Source organism: Pseudoalteromonas sp. Z9A5 (assembly GCF_011378875.1).
Lineage (GTDB): Bacteria > Pseudomonadota > Gammaproteobacteria > Enterobacterales > Alteromonadaceae > Pseudoalteromonas.
In genome coordinates this window covers 1-14755 of record NZ_WTLC01000065.1, presented here as the reverse complement: position 1 = coordinate 14755, position 14755 = coordinate 1, and the positions used below count along the sequence as shown (strand labels likewise).

At 37.8% G+C, this 14755-nt stretch carries 14 protein-coding genes and 1 pseudogene; 8 read left to right on the top strand and 7 right to left on the bottom strand.

Annotated elements, in window-relative coordinates:
- Positions 1-301: 301 nt before the first annotated feature.
- The 3 genes from GQR56_RS20255 to GQR56_RS20245 form a co-directional block, all read right to left on the bottom strand.
- Positions 302-1900: an ABC-F family ATPase gene (locus GQR56_RS20255; RefSeq protein WP_166115014.1), complete on the bottom strand. Its 1599-nt coding sequence runs from the start codon at positions 1898-1900 to the stop codon at positions 302-304.
- A gap of 353 nt (positions 1901-2253) precedes the next feature.
- Entirely contained in the window at positions 2254-2991 is a 738-nt protein-coding gene (locus GQR56_RS20250; protein ID WP_166115011.1) for a transporter substrate-binding domain-containing protein, read from the bottom strand.
- Positions 2992-3007: 16 nt separating this feature from the next.
- Positions 3008-3745: a transporter substrate-binding domain-containing protein gene (locus GQR56_RS20245; protein ID WP_166115009.1), complete on the bottom strand. Its 738-nt coding sequence runs from the start codon at positions 3743-3745 to the stop codon at positions 3008-3010.
- A 251-nt stretch (positions 3746-3996) separates the two neighbouring features.
- Here GQR56_RS20245 and GQR56_RS20240 point away from each other — a divergent pair, with 251 nt between their 5' ends.
- Positions 3997-5241 carry a UPF0149 family protein gene (locus GQR56_RS20240; RefSeq protein WP_166115006.1) on the top strand — a complete coding sequence of 415 codons (1245 nt, stop codon included), beginning with the start codon at positions 3997-3999 and terminating at the stop codon, positions 5239-5241.
- Positions 5242-5434: 193 nt separating this feature from the next.
- On the opposite strand, the gene GQR56_RS20235 is transcribed toward GQR56_RS20240, so the two are convergent.
- Together GQR56_RS20235 and GQR56_RS20230 are read right to left on the bottom strand one after the other, a co-directional pair.
- Positions 5435-6640, bottom strand: coding sequence for a HipA domain-containing protein (locus tag GQR56_RS20235; protein WP_166115003.1), 1206 nt, complete (start codon positions 6638-6640; stop codon positions 5435-5437).
- The gene (locus GQR56_RS20230) at positions 6630-6929 is read right to left on the bottom strand and encodes a helix-turn-helix transcriptional regulator (protein ID WP_121954146.1); all 300 of its coding nucleotides are present in this window, start codon (positions 6927-6929) and stop codon (positions 6630-6632) included. Before GQR56_RS20230 ends, GQR56_RS20235 begins: the two co-directional genes overlap by 11 nt.
- 32 nt (positions 6930-6961) lie before the next feature.
- Between GQR56_RS20230 and GQR56_RS20225 the strand changes: the two genes are divergently transcribed.
- The 4 genes from GQR56_RS20225 (at position 6962) to GQR56_RS20210 (ending at position 11263) form a co-directional block, all read left to right on the top strand.
- A complete protein-coding gene (locus tag GQR56_RS20225) occupies positions 6962-7102 on the top strand; it encodes a hypothetical protein (protein ID WP_166115000.1) in 141 nt (46 codons plus the stop codon).
- Positions 7103-7220: 118 nt separating this feature from the next.
- On the top strand, positions 7221-7817 hold the full coding sequence (locus GQR56_RS20220; RefSeq protein WP_166114997.1) for a class I SAM-dependent methyltransferase: 597 nt from the start codon (positions 7221-7223) through the stop codon (positions 7815-7817).
- On the top strand, positions 7814-9349 hold the full coding sequence (locus GQR56_RS20215) for a S24 family peptidase (protein WP_166114994.1): 1536 nt from the start codon (positions 7814-7816) through the stop codon (positions 9347-9349). Before GQR56_RS20220 ends, GQR56_RS20215 begins: the two co-directional genes overlap by 4 nt.
- Positions 9350-9787: 438 nt before the next feature.
- The gene (locus tag GQR56_RS20210; protein ID WP_166114991.1) at positions 9788-11263 is read left to right on the top strand and encodes a P-loop NTPase fold protein; all 1476 of its coding nucleotides are present in this window, start codon (positions 9788-9790) and stop codon (positions 11261-11263) included.
- 63 nt (positions 11264-11326) lie between these two features.
- On the opposite strand, the pseudogene GQR56_RS21605 reads toward GQR56_RS20210, so the two are convergent.
- A pseudogene (locus GQR56_RS21605) lies at positions 11327-11541 on the bottom strand (DUF3427 domain-containing protein); the annotation flags it as partial.
- A gap of 225 nt (positions 11542-11766) precedes the next feature.
- Here GQR56_RS21605 and GQR56_RS20200 point away from each other — a divergent pair.
- A complete protein-coding gene (locus GQR56_RS20200; protein ID WP_166114989.1) occupies positions 11767-12642 on the top strand; it encodes a nuclease-related domain-containing protein in 876 nt (291 codons plus the stop codon).
- A gap of 486 nt (positions 12643-13128) precedes the next feature.
- Here the strand turns inward: GQR56_RS20200 and GQR56_RS20195 are convergent, their stop codons facing one another.
- The gene (locus tag GQR56_RS20195) at positions 13129-13995 is read right to left on the bottom strand and encodes a LysR family transcriptional regulator (protein ID WP_166114986.1); all 867 of its coding nucleotides are present in this window, start codon (positions 13993-13995) and stop codon (positions 13129-13131) included.
- Between the two features lie 98 nt (positions 13996-14093).
- On the opposite strand from GQR56_RS20195, the gene GQR56_RS20190 reads away from it, so the two are divergent.
- Together GQR56_RS20190 and GQR56_RS20185 are read left to right on the top strand one after the other, a co-directional pair.
- Positions 14094-14318 (top strand): DUF2798 domain-containing protein, encoded by a 225-nt coding sequence (locus tag GQR56_RS20190; protein ID WP_166114983.1) that lies wholly within the window; start codon positions 14094-14096, stop codon positions 14316-14318.
- Positions 14315-14605, top strand: a complete 291-nt coding sequence (locus tag GQR56_RS20185) for an antibiotic biosynthesis monooxygenase (protein WP_166114981.1) — start codon at positions 14315-14317, stop codon at positions 14603-14605. The genes GQR56_RS20190 and GQR56_RS20185 overlap by 4 nt, the downstream gene beginning before the upstream one ends.
- Positions 14606-14755: the final 150 nt, after the last annotated feature.

The following is a 14755-nucleotide window of genomic DNA, read 5'->3' as shown; positions in this document are numbered from 1 at the left end:
TACTAGACGTCGAGGCAAGCTCACTGACTTCGATGTGATAAATGATAGCTAATCATTTATCAATGAGAGATACAAGACGTCGAGCTTGCTCACGTTAGAAGCGAAGCTTCTCAGTGTTTATGTATAGGGTTTTGTGTATGTCGCTTGATGTATGTGTGGTTTAACGATTTTGTAAAAGCACTGCTTTTAAACGCCAGCAAGCTGTGCGTCCACAGGTATTTATACCAAAGCGTCCATATTCATAACCCATAAAAAAACGGCGCTAAATTTAGCGCCGTTTTTATAAGTAATTAAAAAATGCTTACGCTTTTTTCTCTTCACAACTTGCAAGGTATTCGTCAAACGTACCTTGGAAATCGACTACTTTTTTATCTTTAATATCAATAATACGCGTAGCCAATGACGATACAAACTCACGGTCATGGCTTACAAAAATTAGCGTACCTTCAAAATCTTTAAGTGCGTTATTAAGCGCTTCAATGGCTTCCATATCCATGTGGTTAGTTGGTTCGTCCATAACAAGCACGTTAACGTCTTGCATCATTAACTTACCAAATAACAAACGGTTTTTTTCACCACCAGAACAGTTACGTGCTTTTTTGTTTGAATCGTCTGCTGTAAACAACAAACGTCCTAACATGCCACGTACCATTAAATCGTTATGGTTAACTGTGCGCCATTGCGACATCCAATCAAATAACGTTAAATCGTTATCAAAATCTTTAGTGCTGTCTTGCGGGCAATAACCAAAGGTCGCATTTTCAGACCATTTAATTTCGCCTTCATTACTTTTAAGCTCATCTACCAAACAGCGTAAAAAGGTTGTTTTACCAACGCCGTTTTCGCCAATAACAGCAAGTTTAGCACCAGCTTCAAGTAATAAATCGCCGCCAGAGAACAACATTTCGCCATCAAAACCATGACCAATCTTGTTAACTTCAAGCGCTTGGCGATACATTTTTTTACCTTCGTCAAACGAAAGTGATGGGCTCATACGGCTCGAAGATTTAACTTCATCAAGCTTAATTTTATCCATTTTTTTAGCGCGCGAACTTGCTTGTTTAGCTTTTGACGCGTTAGCACCAAAACGGTTAACAAAGTCTTGTAGTTCGTCAATTTCAGCGCTCTTTTTAGCGTTCTCAGCTAAAAGCTGTTCACGTTGTAAGCCAGCCGCGTCTAAAAACTTCTCGTAGTTACCAGGGTAAATACGCAATTCGCCGTAATCTATATCGGCCATGTGTGTACATACCGAGTTTAAAAAGTGACGGTCATGCGAAATGATAATCATCGTACATCTACGTTTGTTAAGCTCGTTAGCTAACCACGTAATGGTATGAATATCCAAGTTATTGGTAGGCTCATCTAGTAGCAAAATATCAGGGTTTGCAAATAACGCCTGTGCTAAAAGCACGCGTAATTTCCAACCTGGTGCTACGTTAGCCATTAATCCGTAATGGAATTCTTTATCGATACCCGCTTCAAGCAAAATTTCTTCAGCGCGGCTTTCTGCCGTGTAACCGTCCATTTCTGCAAATACGCTTTCAAGCTCAGCTACTTTCATACCATCGTCTTCGCTCATTTCTGGCAAAGAGTAAATACGTTCGCGTTCTTGCTTTACTTTCCAAAGCTCTACGTCGCCCATAATTACAGCATCAACTACGCTGAATTCTTCAAACGCAAACTGGTCTTGGCTTAGGTTACCTACTTTTAACCCTGGAGTAATAGATACATTACCCGCACTTGGTACAAGTGCACCGCTTAAAATTTTCATGAAAGTCGACTTGCCGCAGCCGTTAGCGCCAATTAAACCGTAACGGTTACCGTTACCAAATTTAGCTGAAATGTTTTCAAACAACGGCTCTGCGCCAAACTGCATAGTAATATTTGCGGTGGAGATCAAAAAAGGTAATCCTAGATTAGTACTGACAGGAGTACGCTGCAGCAACACGCCACAAACAAGAACCAGACAATAGGGTAAATTAGCTGGCGAATTATACAGATCAGCCACAACGAATGAAAGATAAAAGGAAGCTAATTTATAACCAAGCGTAAATAACCACCATTGTGGATATTAAGCCGCGCTGGTTAATATCAACTAACGTGAATGTAATTGCACTATTAACGGCGCTAACTAATGATTTAAGAGCAGATTTAAGAAAGGATTTAGGTACGGTTTTAAGTATAAAAATAAGTATTTGTGGTGAGCGGTATAAAAGGTATGTTGAATATTACTTACCTACTAAAATTCATGAATTAATAAGCCTGATAAATTAACTCTATAGTCGCTAAGTTTTTTATAATTAATTTATTAATAGTCGCCACGTCATCAGGCGTTAACGACTCCTTACTCAGCATAAAATGAACGTTGTTAACGTTAATAGGCGCAATAGAGTCTACTTTTAAAATAGTATCGTATTTTTTAGTAAAGTACTGAGCAACTATCGAGTCTTCAATTACATAATCAATGCGTTTTTTATTTAACATACTAAATCGGTTATTTGCTTGAGCTGTAAGCACTACTTGTTTGGCAAACTTAGTTTTTAGTTGCTCAAACTCATCACCAAAAAAGCTTCCTCTATTAATGCCCGCCGTAAAGTGTTTATTAAAAAGATCAGACAAACTGGTCACATTAACTGAGTCTTTGTGTTTATAAAGCAGCATTATTTCTTCGCGATAAGGCAAACTAAAATGAGCATATTGAGCGCGCTGATCTGTATAACTAGCTGCAAAGGTCATATCTACTCGTCCGTGCTTAAGCTCTTCTTGAACGCGCGATAAACTCGGAAAATAAACCCATTTAACACAAAAAGTCGAATTTTTAAAAACAGCTTTTACCAGCTCTACCTCAGTACCTAAAAACTCATCTCCCTTTTTAATAAGGTAAGGCGGCCAGTTGGTTTCGTTAGTACCCATCACTAACGTTTTAGAACACGCCAATGCATTAAATTGTATAAATAACAGCGGTATTAACGTTAATAATAAAGTTTTCATTACATTCCTTTACTGTTTATTCAAATAACGTTCTGAGGGCTGCTTTATTCTTTTTTATATGTGTATTTATTATCGCAATTTCTTCAACCGACACCGTTTTTTTACTAAACATTAAGTAAACATCGTCTTTATTCACAGGCTCAATATTGCTGACTAATTTTAAATAAGACCCTCGTTCACTAAAATATGCACCTACTAGCTCGTCTTCAATTGCAAAATCAATACGTTGTTTATTAAGCATTTCAAAGCGCTTACTGGTTGCACTTGTGTATTCAATTAATTTTTTATACGTGGTTTTATATTGCTCAAACTCTTCACCGTAATAACTTCCAAAATTAGCGCCAACGGTAAAGCCCTGTTTAAAAATATCTTCTAAGCTTTTAACACTGTGTGGGTTATTTTTATTTTCGTACAAACGCATCACCTCAGTACGATAGTTATCAGTATAGTAAACATACTTAGCGCGCTCATCGGTATAGCTGCCAGCCCAGCCTAAATCAAACCGACCGTGTTTAATTTCAGTAAAAGCGCGTTTTGAGTTAGGTAATAGTTCAACTTTGAAACAAAAAGGCGAGTCTTTAAAAATAATATTAAGCGCATCTACTTCAGTGCCTTTAAATACATAACTCATACCCATTACATAAGGCGGCCAAAAAGCATCGTGCGATGCAACGCTAAATGTTCTTTCGCATGCAAAAGCACTTAAAGGCGCAATAAACAGAATGTAAAAAAGTAGAGTTTTCAGTTGCTTCATTGCGCCTCAAATTTAGCTATTTTGATGTAATATTAATACAGTATAAACCAGCCTGAATATTTAGCAGTGCCGATTGTATAAAGATGTTTATAGCTTATTAAACAATTTAATTTAGCAATAAGTAACTAAGCACTAGCAACGGCTCAATTAATTTAAACATGGCACTTATTTATAAAAAATTTAATAGTGGTATTGTCGGTAAAGTTATCAATCATTACACTAACAAAAAAATAAATATTGCAGGGCAAATTATGTCACCAGCTAAAATGCGCAGTGAGGTTATAAAACTCAGTGAATTGAGCACTAAAAAACCAGATTATTACTTTATTCAAGGTTACTTAATGGGGTTAGGTGTATTACCGCAGATGCTCGCCCTGAGCGAGTGGCAACCAGACTTATTTGGAGAGATAAATCTTCAAAATAAGTCTGAACTTAAATATACACAAAGCTTAATGGCTCTGTATAACCAAAGCATGGATAAAGTAATTCAAAACGAATTAAAAATGCCAGCCAAATGTAGCTTATCTAAGCAAGACTACCGCGATTCACTAAAGCCGAATATGCCCCTACCAAACTACTGTAAAGGGGTATTACAGGCACTCAAACATATAAATAAACGCATGCTTGATACAGCGCAAAAACAAGCTTTTAATAACCTAAACAAAGTATTAAAAGCATTTTCTAATGAAAAAGCCGCTGCAAAAGAGTTTGGTGAATTTGCTCAGTACAACGCTCAAGAATATAAACGTAATTATGTTTACTTTATGGCCGATGCTATTTTTGAACTTCGTTTTAGTAACGACCTAACTCTAAGCGCTGACGAGGAGGCTGAGTTTAACAACACCTTTTTAGACGAAGAACCCAGTGAATTAGATGAGCTTGATGAATTACTTGAGCTAGTACTCGCCGATACAGAACTAAAAGCACTTGAGCCAATACAAATGTTTTTAGACATAATGGAAAACGCGCTTATAACCAAGCAATTTATAAAAAACAACACAGGGCACTTTTGGGGCTTGCACGAAACCAGACCTTACATGATGCTACGTGCGCATAGAGCAAAAATACACGCGCTGCATGGTTATACCCAAAAAGCGCAGTCAGAACTCGAAACGCTATTAACGCTAAATCCAAACGACAACCAAGCAAACCGCTTTTTATTAATGAACTGCCTGATCATCAATAAAGAATGGGAAAAGTTAGATGCACTATTAGCCGATTTTGATAGCCAAGAACTACAAGCAACAGCAAGCCGTGCGCTGAGTGCGTTTGTAAAGCATGGTGATTCAAAACCAGCTAACGACTACAAAAAAATACTTCAGCAGCAAAATAAGCACTTTACTAAAATACTCACCGGACAAGAAAAACTAAAAGAACAACAACCGCCATATTACAGCCCAGGTAGTAAGGATGAAGTAGGTGTTTATCTTGATTCGTTAGGTAAGCAGGCGTGGATTTCGGTGCCTGCCAGCCTTTTTTGGTTGAGAAAAAAGTAATAACAATTCGCTTATTTAAGTGATCTATTTTGAGGTAAGAAAATTGTGTAAATAACAAAGCAAAACTTCTGTTATATGGTTGTTCTTTGTAATTGCTCCTGTATCTATGCAGTTGTATATCAGTAGTTTTTTAGCGTAGCTAGCGCCATGCTTTATATTGCGCTTAACATACCTTAATGACTTTTTTAAGTCTTTATTGAATAGTAGGGATCACACTTGTTAAGCGTGCAATGTCAATGTCGGTGATGTTCGCAAAACGTTTAAAGTGCGTAGGCCATTGTTGCGTATATAATTTCACCTCATTTATTATTTTATTTGCTTGTGAGGTATTCAAACCAAAGCGCTGTGTTTGAGATAGTAAATTCTCAATGCTGGCATATCGGCCATCATCGCCTAAGCCAATACCGTGTTGTTTTGAATTATTAATTGGCGTTATGTCATAAGCAGGGCTCATACGCCATGCTTGCTCAGTAAAGCAATATAAAAAAGCATGGTTACGGGTATGGTCATCTGTATTACCTATAAACGCGTTAAACACCATACGCTTGTAAAGCTCAATTGAATCATCCGCAAATCCCCCTGTATTGTGGCGAATAAACTCAGCAAGCTCCCCATACGAGTAATACGTAGCCAAATCACTTAACGCTACTTTGGATTTTTGTAGCAAGCTATTGGCACTTAAAAAGTGATGAGTCGGTAAACCTTCACCTACATCAAATCGTTCTACTAGCAAAACATCACCATTTTCGGTTGCATGAACGCAGGTATTAGCAGCACGAATACCTAGCTCTTTTGCCATACACATAGTAGCGTGCTCTGCTCTTACTAAATTAAATAGATCGTCAGGGCGATTAAACTTAGCTAAATAAAGCTTGTTTTCAATTTGTACTGATGTTTTAGGCCTAGCCCCACCCATACTTTGACCAAATTCAAACGCCTTTTTAGCTTCATCCGAGATTGCTTTGTTTTCTAATAAATCATTTTTTGCTTGATCAAGTAATGCTAAGTCAGCCAAAGTATTTTTATTAGTTTTATGTTTTGATGCGCTACGCGACAAACTAAATACCAATGCGCCTACACCGAAACCCGAACCCGCCAGCAAAAACTCTAACTCGTTTTGTGGTTTAGTATCGTGTAATGACAAAATGAGTTTACGCCCCCACGAATCAGCACCAGCATCACTTAATACCCCAAATACTCCCTTGTTTGCAGAGTAATTAAATATGCCAGGCTTTAGTGGTAAGTGAATAGGATCTAGCGCAAACGCATCCGCACGTGCTAAATAGCTTTTACCGTAGTTAAACTCACCACGTCCCACTTTTGTATCTAATTTATAAAAGCCACAAATAACGGGCTTGCTTTCAAGCCCGTCAATAAACACATAACATTCAAAAGTCATCGTTAATAACCTGCGCTTTATTGGTTTTACGTTGCCGTGTATTGTAGCCACCTACATCGGCGGCTAATTCATTAATTTCATCAAGGAGCGACCCTTGTAATTGCAGCACGACTAAAGCTTCAAATAAAATATCGCTTTTAACTGTCTCGCCTTGCTCAAGTTTTTGCACAGTAGAGCGCGACACACCAATCATTTTTGCAAAGGTACTTTGCGTGTAATGCAAAGTGCGGTGCTGGCGTATTAAATCACCTAATCGCTGCGCCATTTTTAAAGCTTGTTCCGATCTCATTAATGATTACCTAATCAGTCATTAAGGTGTTAATGACTATTTTAGCGGTATTTGGCTTGTTTGCAAATAAAAGTGATGATTTAAAGGTTATTGGTAATTTTTTTGTTGGTATTTTAAATTTTATACCGCGTGTGTCACTCATCAGTGCTAATAACAGCAGTGTACTAATTTAAAAGTATCTATTTATTAAGCCTATATTTTTGGTGCTTGTTCCTGTAGATTAAACAAATAATGAATGCCGCATTAACAACGCCTCAGTTGTTAAACATTAGCCAAGGAGCGGTGAGTCTCGTGTCAAACACCACACTTACTTATTACAACCAAAATGCCAAAGCCTTTAGCGACTCAACACTTAACGTTGATATGTCGGCGATTTACGCTGAGTTTTTACCGCACGTTGCACAAAAAGGGCATATTTTAGATGCCGGTTGTGGCAGTGCGCGCGACGCCGCATTTTTTAAAGCGCAGGGTTTTACCGTTAGTGCGTTTGATGCAAGCCCAGAGCTGGCAGAGTTGGCAAGTAGTTACTTACAACAACCTGTAGCGGTTAAAACATTCCAAGATCTAAATTGTGTAAACCAATACGATGGTATTTGGTGCTGCGCTAGTTTATTACACGTGCCAAAAAACGAACTCTCACACGTATTTTCAAACTTACAAAATGCACTAAAACCAAACGGTGTTTTGTATGTATCGTTTAAATATGGCGATACAGAGCGTGTGCATAATGGTCGTGAATTTACCGATTTAAACGAAAATGCTTTAACTCATTTGCTTAGCCATACGCAGTTAAAAGCGATTAAGCAATGGCAAACTGTCGATCAACGCCCAGAGCGTGAAAGTGAAGTGTGGCTAAATGCGCTCATAAAAGTAGTGCACGTTTTATGATTGGAGCAATGCAACAACAGCTCGGCTTTATAACGTACATACAACGCATGCTTGTTGAGGGGGATTTTAGCGCGACTTACAAGTTTGCGCTTTTACACGCTATTGCCGATGTTTGCGTAGAGCAACCGCTGTTATCAGAGCAAAGCGAATTAGTCATAGAGCTACCAGCAATCGCTGATAAACTAATTACTTTGTACTGGCATCATGCTATGCCGTTTTCGTCAGAGCACACAGGCGAAAGTGCCTTACTTAAGCAAAATACAGGCGCGCAATCAAAAGTAATTAGCGTATTGTTTGAATGCCAACAAAATAACATACGTAACTTTCGCCAGTTGAAGCAAAGCCCATTTTATAAACCCACGTTTAGTGCTGCTATGGCAACACTAAAAACGGGGCCGCTTTGGCGCTTACAAATTCTCGCCAAGCAAGAAGAATGCTTTTTATACCCGCATACAAACAGTACTCAATTTATTACTTTAAATGCAGGTATTGCTAGCTGCTTTCGGCGCTTTTACGACCTAGTTGTATATTTAGCTAAAAATGCTTGGCTGCAAAAAATTCAAAGTATAAAACATAACCAAGCGCTTATTGGTCCGCAAAGCCAGCTGCAAGAATTTTTATTTGGCGTAGACCGTAACGCACTCACTAAAGCAAAACCTATTTTAGTAGAGTTGCAATCAAATACGTGTTTTTATTGCCAAAAACCAATGAAAAACGATGTTGAGGTTGATCACTTTATACCGTTTTCCCGCTACTCAAACGACCTAGGTCACAACTTTGTGGCTACGCACCGTGCATGTAATAACAACAAGCGTGATTTTTTAGCGGCGCAGCAACACCGTGAGCGTTGGCAAGATCAGAATTTAGTAACTCACAGCCAGCATTTAACGAATGAACTCAGTGATTACTTCAATTGCGATTCAGATAAGTCGCTTTCGGTTAGCGATTGGGCGTATCAGGTGGCACAGGCCAACAGCGCAAAATTATGGCTTGGCAACAACAGCTTTGAAGAAGCTAGACCAAAAGCCAATATCTTTAATTTCCCAACAGCAAAGCAAACTGAGCCAAATCAAGTGACTGATGCCAAAGTGAGCTTAAAATCAATTGATGATGCGTTAAAGCTGCCGTATTTCCCAAATATTAAAATAGCCTGCGGGCACTTTAAAACAGGCGATAGCAGCGATGTTGAATATTTAGATGCACCATATGGAGCTGGCAAGCTCGATCCTGAAGTTTATTTTTTAGCGCGAGCATCAGGTGACTCAATGAACGGCGGTAAAAATCCAATACACGATGATGATTTGCTGCTACTTGAGCTGATAACGCCCGACAAAGCCGGATCGTTACGTGGTCAAATAGTCGCGATAGAGCGAGATGATATAGGCGGCGACGGACAGTATTTACTGCGAAAAATTAATAAATTACCCAATGGGCAATATGAGCTAATCGCTCAAAACTCCGATTACGAGGTAATGATTGCAGATGAAAGCATGCGAACGTTCGCACGATTTAAACAAGTGGTCGTGGAATAATAATTGTAGGTGCGATTTTACATCGCGCTTTTTATTGTAGACGCACAGCTTGCTGGCGTTAAAAGCGGAGCTTTTGAATGTGTAGGTGTGATTTTATATCGCACTCATAAATTACTGTTTTGGTGTGGATTTAAGGGACTAAAAACCTCTATTCGAGGTTTTATCGCGTTGGCGATGGCAACCAAAGGGCGGCTGCCGCCGACCGCCCTTTGGAATCCCACGGCGCACCCGAGGATCACACTGTATCTTCAACTTACGTTAATGATGTGAACGTAACCAGCGTAGATAGGCCATCCATGGCCAAGCTACGCTTTTTACAGCATCCATGCTGTACATTACTCATCATCAACTAAGTTTCAGGTGTGATCTCGGGGAATTGGAGTGTGCTGGTAGATTGGTGTTTATGGATTGATAGCGAAGAGTATTTGAGGTTTATGAATGGATAGCGATAAGTTTATACAATGGAAGAATGATTATACTTTTGAATCATGTGAATTAGATCGGAAGGCATATGGGAAGTTTTTATCTAGCTATATACGCAAACAAAATAGTCCTCTAGTTTTGAATTTAGATGGTTCATGGGGGATTGGAAAATCCTATTTTTTGAGACAGCTATATTCGAATTTGAGGTTTGAACATGGACTACCGGTTATACATATTGATGCGTGGCTTTCCGACTTTTCTGATGACCCATTGCTAGTTATCATTAGTGAGCTGATAGACCAAATGGCTGCAATTAATACCCTACAAGATTGTGCGCTTAAAGAAGAAGCATTATTAAAATTTGCGGCAAAATATTCTAAAAAAGCATGGAATTTACTTGCTATTGCTGGGGGGACTTATGTATCTGGCGTTACTGGAAATAGTGCTGTTGTTGAGCTTACTAAAAAGTTTACTTTTGAGGATGAAGATTACCAAAAAGTTGGTAAAAAGCTTAATGAAGTATATATGCTACAAAAAGATGCTATTGATGATATAAAAATTTCGTTAGAACAATTTGCTCAGTTATATGATGGCGATGCTAAAGTTTATATTTTAATAGACGAATTAGATAGGTGCCGACCCAATTATGCAATTGAGTTTTTAGAAGTTATAAAGCATTTTTTTGAATTAAAAAATTACGTTTTTATTATTGCTACAGATACCGAGCAATTAAGTAAATCTATTAAGGCTGTCTACGGTAATGAATTCGACGGTAAAGAATACCTTTCCCGCTTTTTTAGCCGTACTGCGAAGATTCCTAAACCTGATCTAAAGAATTTCGCATCTCTGCTAATTAAAAAATCTACATTAGCCGATAAAATTGAGAAAATGTTTTTTCTCGAAGGTGAACAAAGTCAAGATGGGTTAGCCCATATACTTTCAGTCGTTGGGAATTTATATGAGCTTTCCCTTAGAAGACTTGAGCAGCTTTTTAGTAAGTATGAATCAATAGTTTTACATTGCGACGGAGATGTTTTTGATACTAGGCTATTGTTGCAGCTGATGTGTGAATCTGAATCCGAGTTTTATCGTGAATCTTATAACCGTAAACGTTTGTATAAGAAGTTAGGATACCCAGAAACAACACAACTACAAAAAGATGCCAAAGGTCATAATCCTGATTATTCGATAGATTTAGCTTTTACAAGCCTTGATAGAGAACAAAAAGTAATATTTAAAGATGAACCTTCTATTTTCAAAGAAGCATATAAATTTGCTCATATATATGGAAAAGTACTCAACTCATCAAAGGTTTCAGCAGATGTTGGGTTTGTAAAATCTACTATGAATGAGAATTATGAGAGTACGAAAAAAGCAGATACAAATTTTTTAACTTATAAAAGGTCATTAGGTAAATATGGGGCACTAATGAAGTTTTGGACTATAGATGACTATTTTCGCTATATTGAATTAGCGCATGATATAAGTTAATTGCTACCCAACCGCTAACTTCACTGCTTCATGCCACATTTCACTTGGCATGGGGCTTGTCAATTACCACGTTATATTCATTGGCTGGCTGACATTATTGCTTTGGTATTTAACCTCACCATAGTTCACAAATCCCATAGTTCTGCCATTTTCATCTTTGCCTTGTTCGCGCACAAATAACAAGATGGTTTTCCTGTTTGTTGATGCTTAATATAATTTAAACCGCGACTGCGACCGCGTTCTGGGCGGGCGTTGTTTTGCGTTTGCCAGTAGAGCAGAGCTGGCCGATATTAAGTAAAAGCTGCGCTTTTAAACGCCAGCAAGCAGCGCGTCTACAGGTAAATTGAAGACCGCTGCAAAGGTAACTTTCCAGTGAACACTCTAAATTTATTTAATGATGAGTAATAGTTGCGCGATAAGCCGTAATTATCCTGAATCTGAATAATGCGACATGTACCTGTTTTTAATGTATAAAGTAAACATTGTGATTATAGGAATTCATCATGGATGATTTAGTAAACCAAGGTTTAAGTCTTTTATTAATTATTGGTAGTGTTTATTCATTATTAGGTGTTTTGCTTTTTAAGATATGGCTTCATCAAAAGAATGCAAAGCTACCTGTCGACCGCAAGAAGCTCAAACGTGTTGCTGCGCAAACACTCAATGAACAAGTTAATGACAAAATTGTTGATGTAATTGGCTTAATCTTTTTGTCTGCATTAATAGTTACAATGCCTTTTGCTATCAAAGGTGTTGCTGAAATGTTTGCCAGCGGTAAGTTCAATTACTTTTTAATTACTATGATCGTATTGGGTTTCGCCTATGTTGCACGAAAGCTTTGGCTTAAATCTAACGATTTAATCAAGTTAAAACTTGGGCGTGATGCTGAACTTGCCGTTGCTTCTGAACTTATTGAATTACAGTCACATGGCTATCAAGTGTTTCATGATATACAGGCTGATGGTTTTAATATTGACCATCTAGTTGTGGGACCAACTGGAATATTTGCCATTGAAACTAAAGGAAGGCACAAACGTTTAAAAGACGATATTAATTACAAAGTTAAATTTGATAATAATCATTTAGCATTTCCTTCATGGTTTGAAAGTAAACCTTTAGAGCAAGCTCAAAATCAGGCAAATTGGGTTAATAAGTGGTTATATGAATCAACGGGTTTTAATACCTTCATTTTACCTGTTTTATGCTTTCCAGGTTGGTTTATAGAGCTAAAGCAGCGCCCACCATTTCCAATTGTTTCACATAAACAAATAGTTAAAACGATCCTTTCAATGCGCCAAGTTAGTTTAAACCAAGAGCAGCAGCGTGCTATTTGTTATCAAGTGGTGCAGCGAGCCCTAAGCAGTAGTAAAGCAGTTTAAAGATAAGTGAAGTTGAGAGGTCTTTGGTTGCCATCGCGATCGAGATATTAAGTAAAAGCTGCGCTTTTAAACGCCAGCAAGCAGCGCATCTACAGGTGTTTAGACCTGTTTTGGTTGTTAACGTTGGCTGGGAGTTACAACTAATTATTTAAAGTTAAAAGCCAAAGCGCGATGTAAAATCGCATTTACGGTTTTATTGGGTGCGGTCTTTGCATTGATATAGGTGGGGTTTTATACCTCGCATGGCGTTTTATAAAAAGCCGAGAGCAAAGCGCGATGTAAAATCGCACCTACGGTTTTGTTGAGTGGGGTGTTTGCATTAATGTAGGTGAGGTTTTATACCTCGCTTATGCCTTTGTATATTTTAAGAATAAACATAAATACATCTACAATTTAAAGCTCAATCTTAAAATATTTAACCTTAAAACACATTTAAATATTGAATAAAAACACTACTCAAGATTGATTTATTATCCAGAATTTAGGTTAGTTACTAAGCGTAATAATTTGACCCTGCAAGCTGGGTTGCGTGGCTATGCAATCTTGAATTAACTCAATTAAGGTATTTGTAGAGTTACTTGGTGTGCGTGAATGCGACCACAAGGCATAAATAGGGCGAGAGGGTAGCGTTATATTTAAATCTACATACTCAAACTGATGTTTACTGGTTAGGCTTGCTATTTCGCTCATTGGTAATAAACCCGTTCCCACACCCGATTGAACGAGTTGGCGTGCAATGGTTATGTCGTAGCAGTAGGTTATATTTTCAAATTTGTTTTTTAACTCGCTAATAAGTGCCGGCGATAGTTGTTTGTTGGTGTAGGGTAAAATTAATCTGTTTTTAGATTCACTTTGTTTTTTAACAACTAAAGCGGTGGCAATTGTGCCTAAACGTTTTTGATAAAAGCTTGAGTCGTGCTGCTCTCCCACTCTTATAGCTAAGTTAAAGCGTTGCTGGCTTAGTTGGCTGTTCATGTTACTTGGGTAAATATGTAAATTTAGGTGCTTTTGAGTTGTTTGAAACGCTGTTATTGCGGGTATAAGCGGCCCAGAAATAATATTTTGTGGGCAGAGTAGGTAAAACTCTTCTACTGTATTTTGCTTATTAATTACCTGATTTACTTGCGACGAAAGTGATAACACATTTTCTGCGAGTGAATCGTAAATGTGTTGCCCTGCTGCGCTAAGCACTATTCCCCGAGCGCTACGTTGTAATAATGGTGTGCCAAGTTTTTCTTCTAGAGTTTGTATGCGCCTCGATAGCGTAGATAAATTTAAGTTAAGATCTTTTGCTGTTTGGCTCATGCTTTTACGGCGGGCTAGTTCTATAAAAAGATATATGTCGTTTAGCATCTTATTTTCTCAAACTTAGTTTGCATATTGGTCACTATTTATATTGCCACTATAAAAATATAGTTACGCCTTCATTAGCATTAACTATTAGGAATCGAATGAAAGTTCATTTTACATTTACAGGGTTGTTTTCGTTTTGTATGTCGTTTTTACTTTCGGCGTGGGTAACGTACGTTAACTTAGGTTTTACGGTAACGTTTTATCATACCTGGTTCAATGCATTTGTTAATGCGTGGCCTATCGCTTTTGTTGTGGCGTTTTTAGTGGCTTCGCCAATTAGAGTTTTAGTCGTTAATTTTTTTAAAAATAGAGAGACTTTATGATTAATATAGTGGCAAAAATAACTCCAAAAGCGCATTTATTCGCAGAATGTAAAGAACATTTACAGCATCTATTAGTACCCACTTTAGCTGAGCCTGATTGTATTCGATTTGAGTTATATACCAATACTGAGCAGCAATGTTTGTTTTTAGTCGAACAGTTTTCTTCGCAAGCAGCACTTGATGAACATTATTTACAGCCGTATGTAAAAAGCGTTTTTTCTTTTTATGAAACAGCACTTGCTTGCCCTGTCGAAATAAACAAGTTAGTGGCGCTTGAGAAATTATAAATTTATATTTGGTCTATTTTAAGTAATCCATATTTAAATGATTTACTTAATGGGAGCTCATAGGTTAGACATTAAGAGATAATTGGATTCAGGCCGCATTTTAATCGTCCTTTTTCTTTATCTCTTTTTGGGTTCGCTCTTCGTGCATAT

Bases quoted from the DNA above. Each gene is read 5' to 3' on its own strand.
- GQR56_RS20195 (WP_166114986.1), bottom strand. From the start codon at position 13,995: ATGCTAAACGACATATATCTTTTTATAGAACTAGCCCGCCGTAAAAGC.
- GQR56_RS20215 (WP_166114994.1), top strand. From the start codon at position 7,814: ATGATTGGAGCAATGCAACAACAGCTCGGCTTTATAACGTACATACAA.
- GQR56_RS20230 (WP_121954146.1), bottom strand. From the start codon at position 6,929: ATGAGATCGGAACAAGCTTTAAAAATGGCGCAGCGATTAGGTGATTTA.
- GQR56_RS20225 (WP_166115000.1), top strand. From the start codon at position 6,962: ATGACTATTTTAGCGGTATTTGGCTTGTTTGCAAATAAAAGTGATGAT.
- GQR56_RS20240 (WP_166115006.1), top strand. From the start codon at position 3,997: ATGTCACCAGCTAAAATGCGCAGTGAGGTTATAAAACTCAGTGAATTG.
- GQR56_RS20210 (WP_166114991.1), top strand. From the start codon at position 9,788: ATGGATAGCGATAAGTTTATACAATGGAAGAATGATTATACTTTTGAA.
- GQR56_RS20200 (WP_166114989.1), top strand. From the start codon at position 11,767: ATGGATGATTTAGTAAACCAAGGTTTAAGTCTTTTATTAATTATTGGT.
- GQR56_RS20185 (WP_166114981.1), top strand. From the start codon at position 14,315: ATGATTAATATAGTGGCAAAAATAACTCCAAAAGCGCATTTATTCGCA.
- GQR56_RS20235 (WP_166115003.1), bottom strand. From the start codon at position 6,640: ATGACTTTTGAATGTTATGTGTTTATTGACGGGCTTGAAAGCAAGCCC.
- GQR56_RS20190 (WP_166114983.1), top strand. From the start codon at position 14,094: ATGAAAGTTCATTTTACATTTACAGGGTTGTTTTCGTTTTGTATGTCG.
- GQR56_RS20245 (WP_166115009.1), bottom strand. From the start codon at position 3,745: ATGAAGCAACTGAAAACTCTACTTTTTTACATTCTGTTTATTGCGCCT.
- GQR56_RS20250 (WP_166115011.1), bottom strand. From the start codon at position 2,991: ATGAAAACTTTATTATTAACGTTAATACCGCTGTTATTTATACAATTT.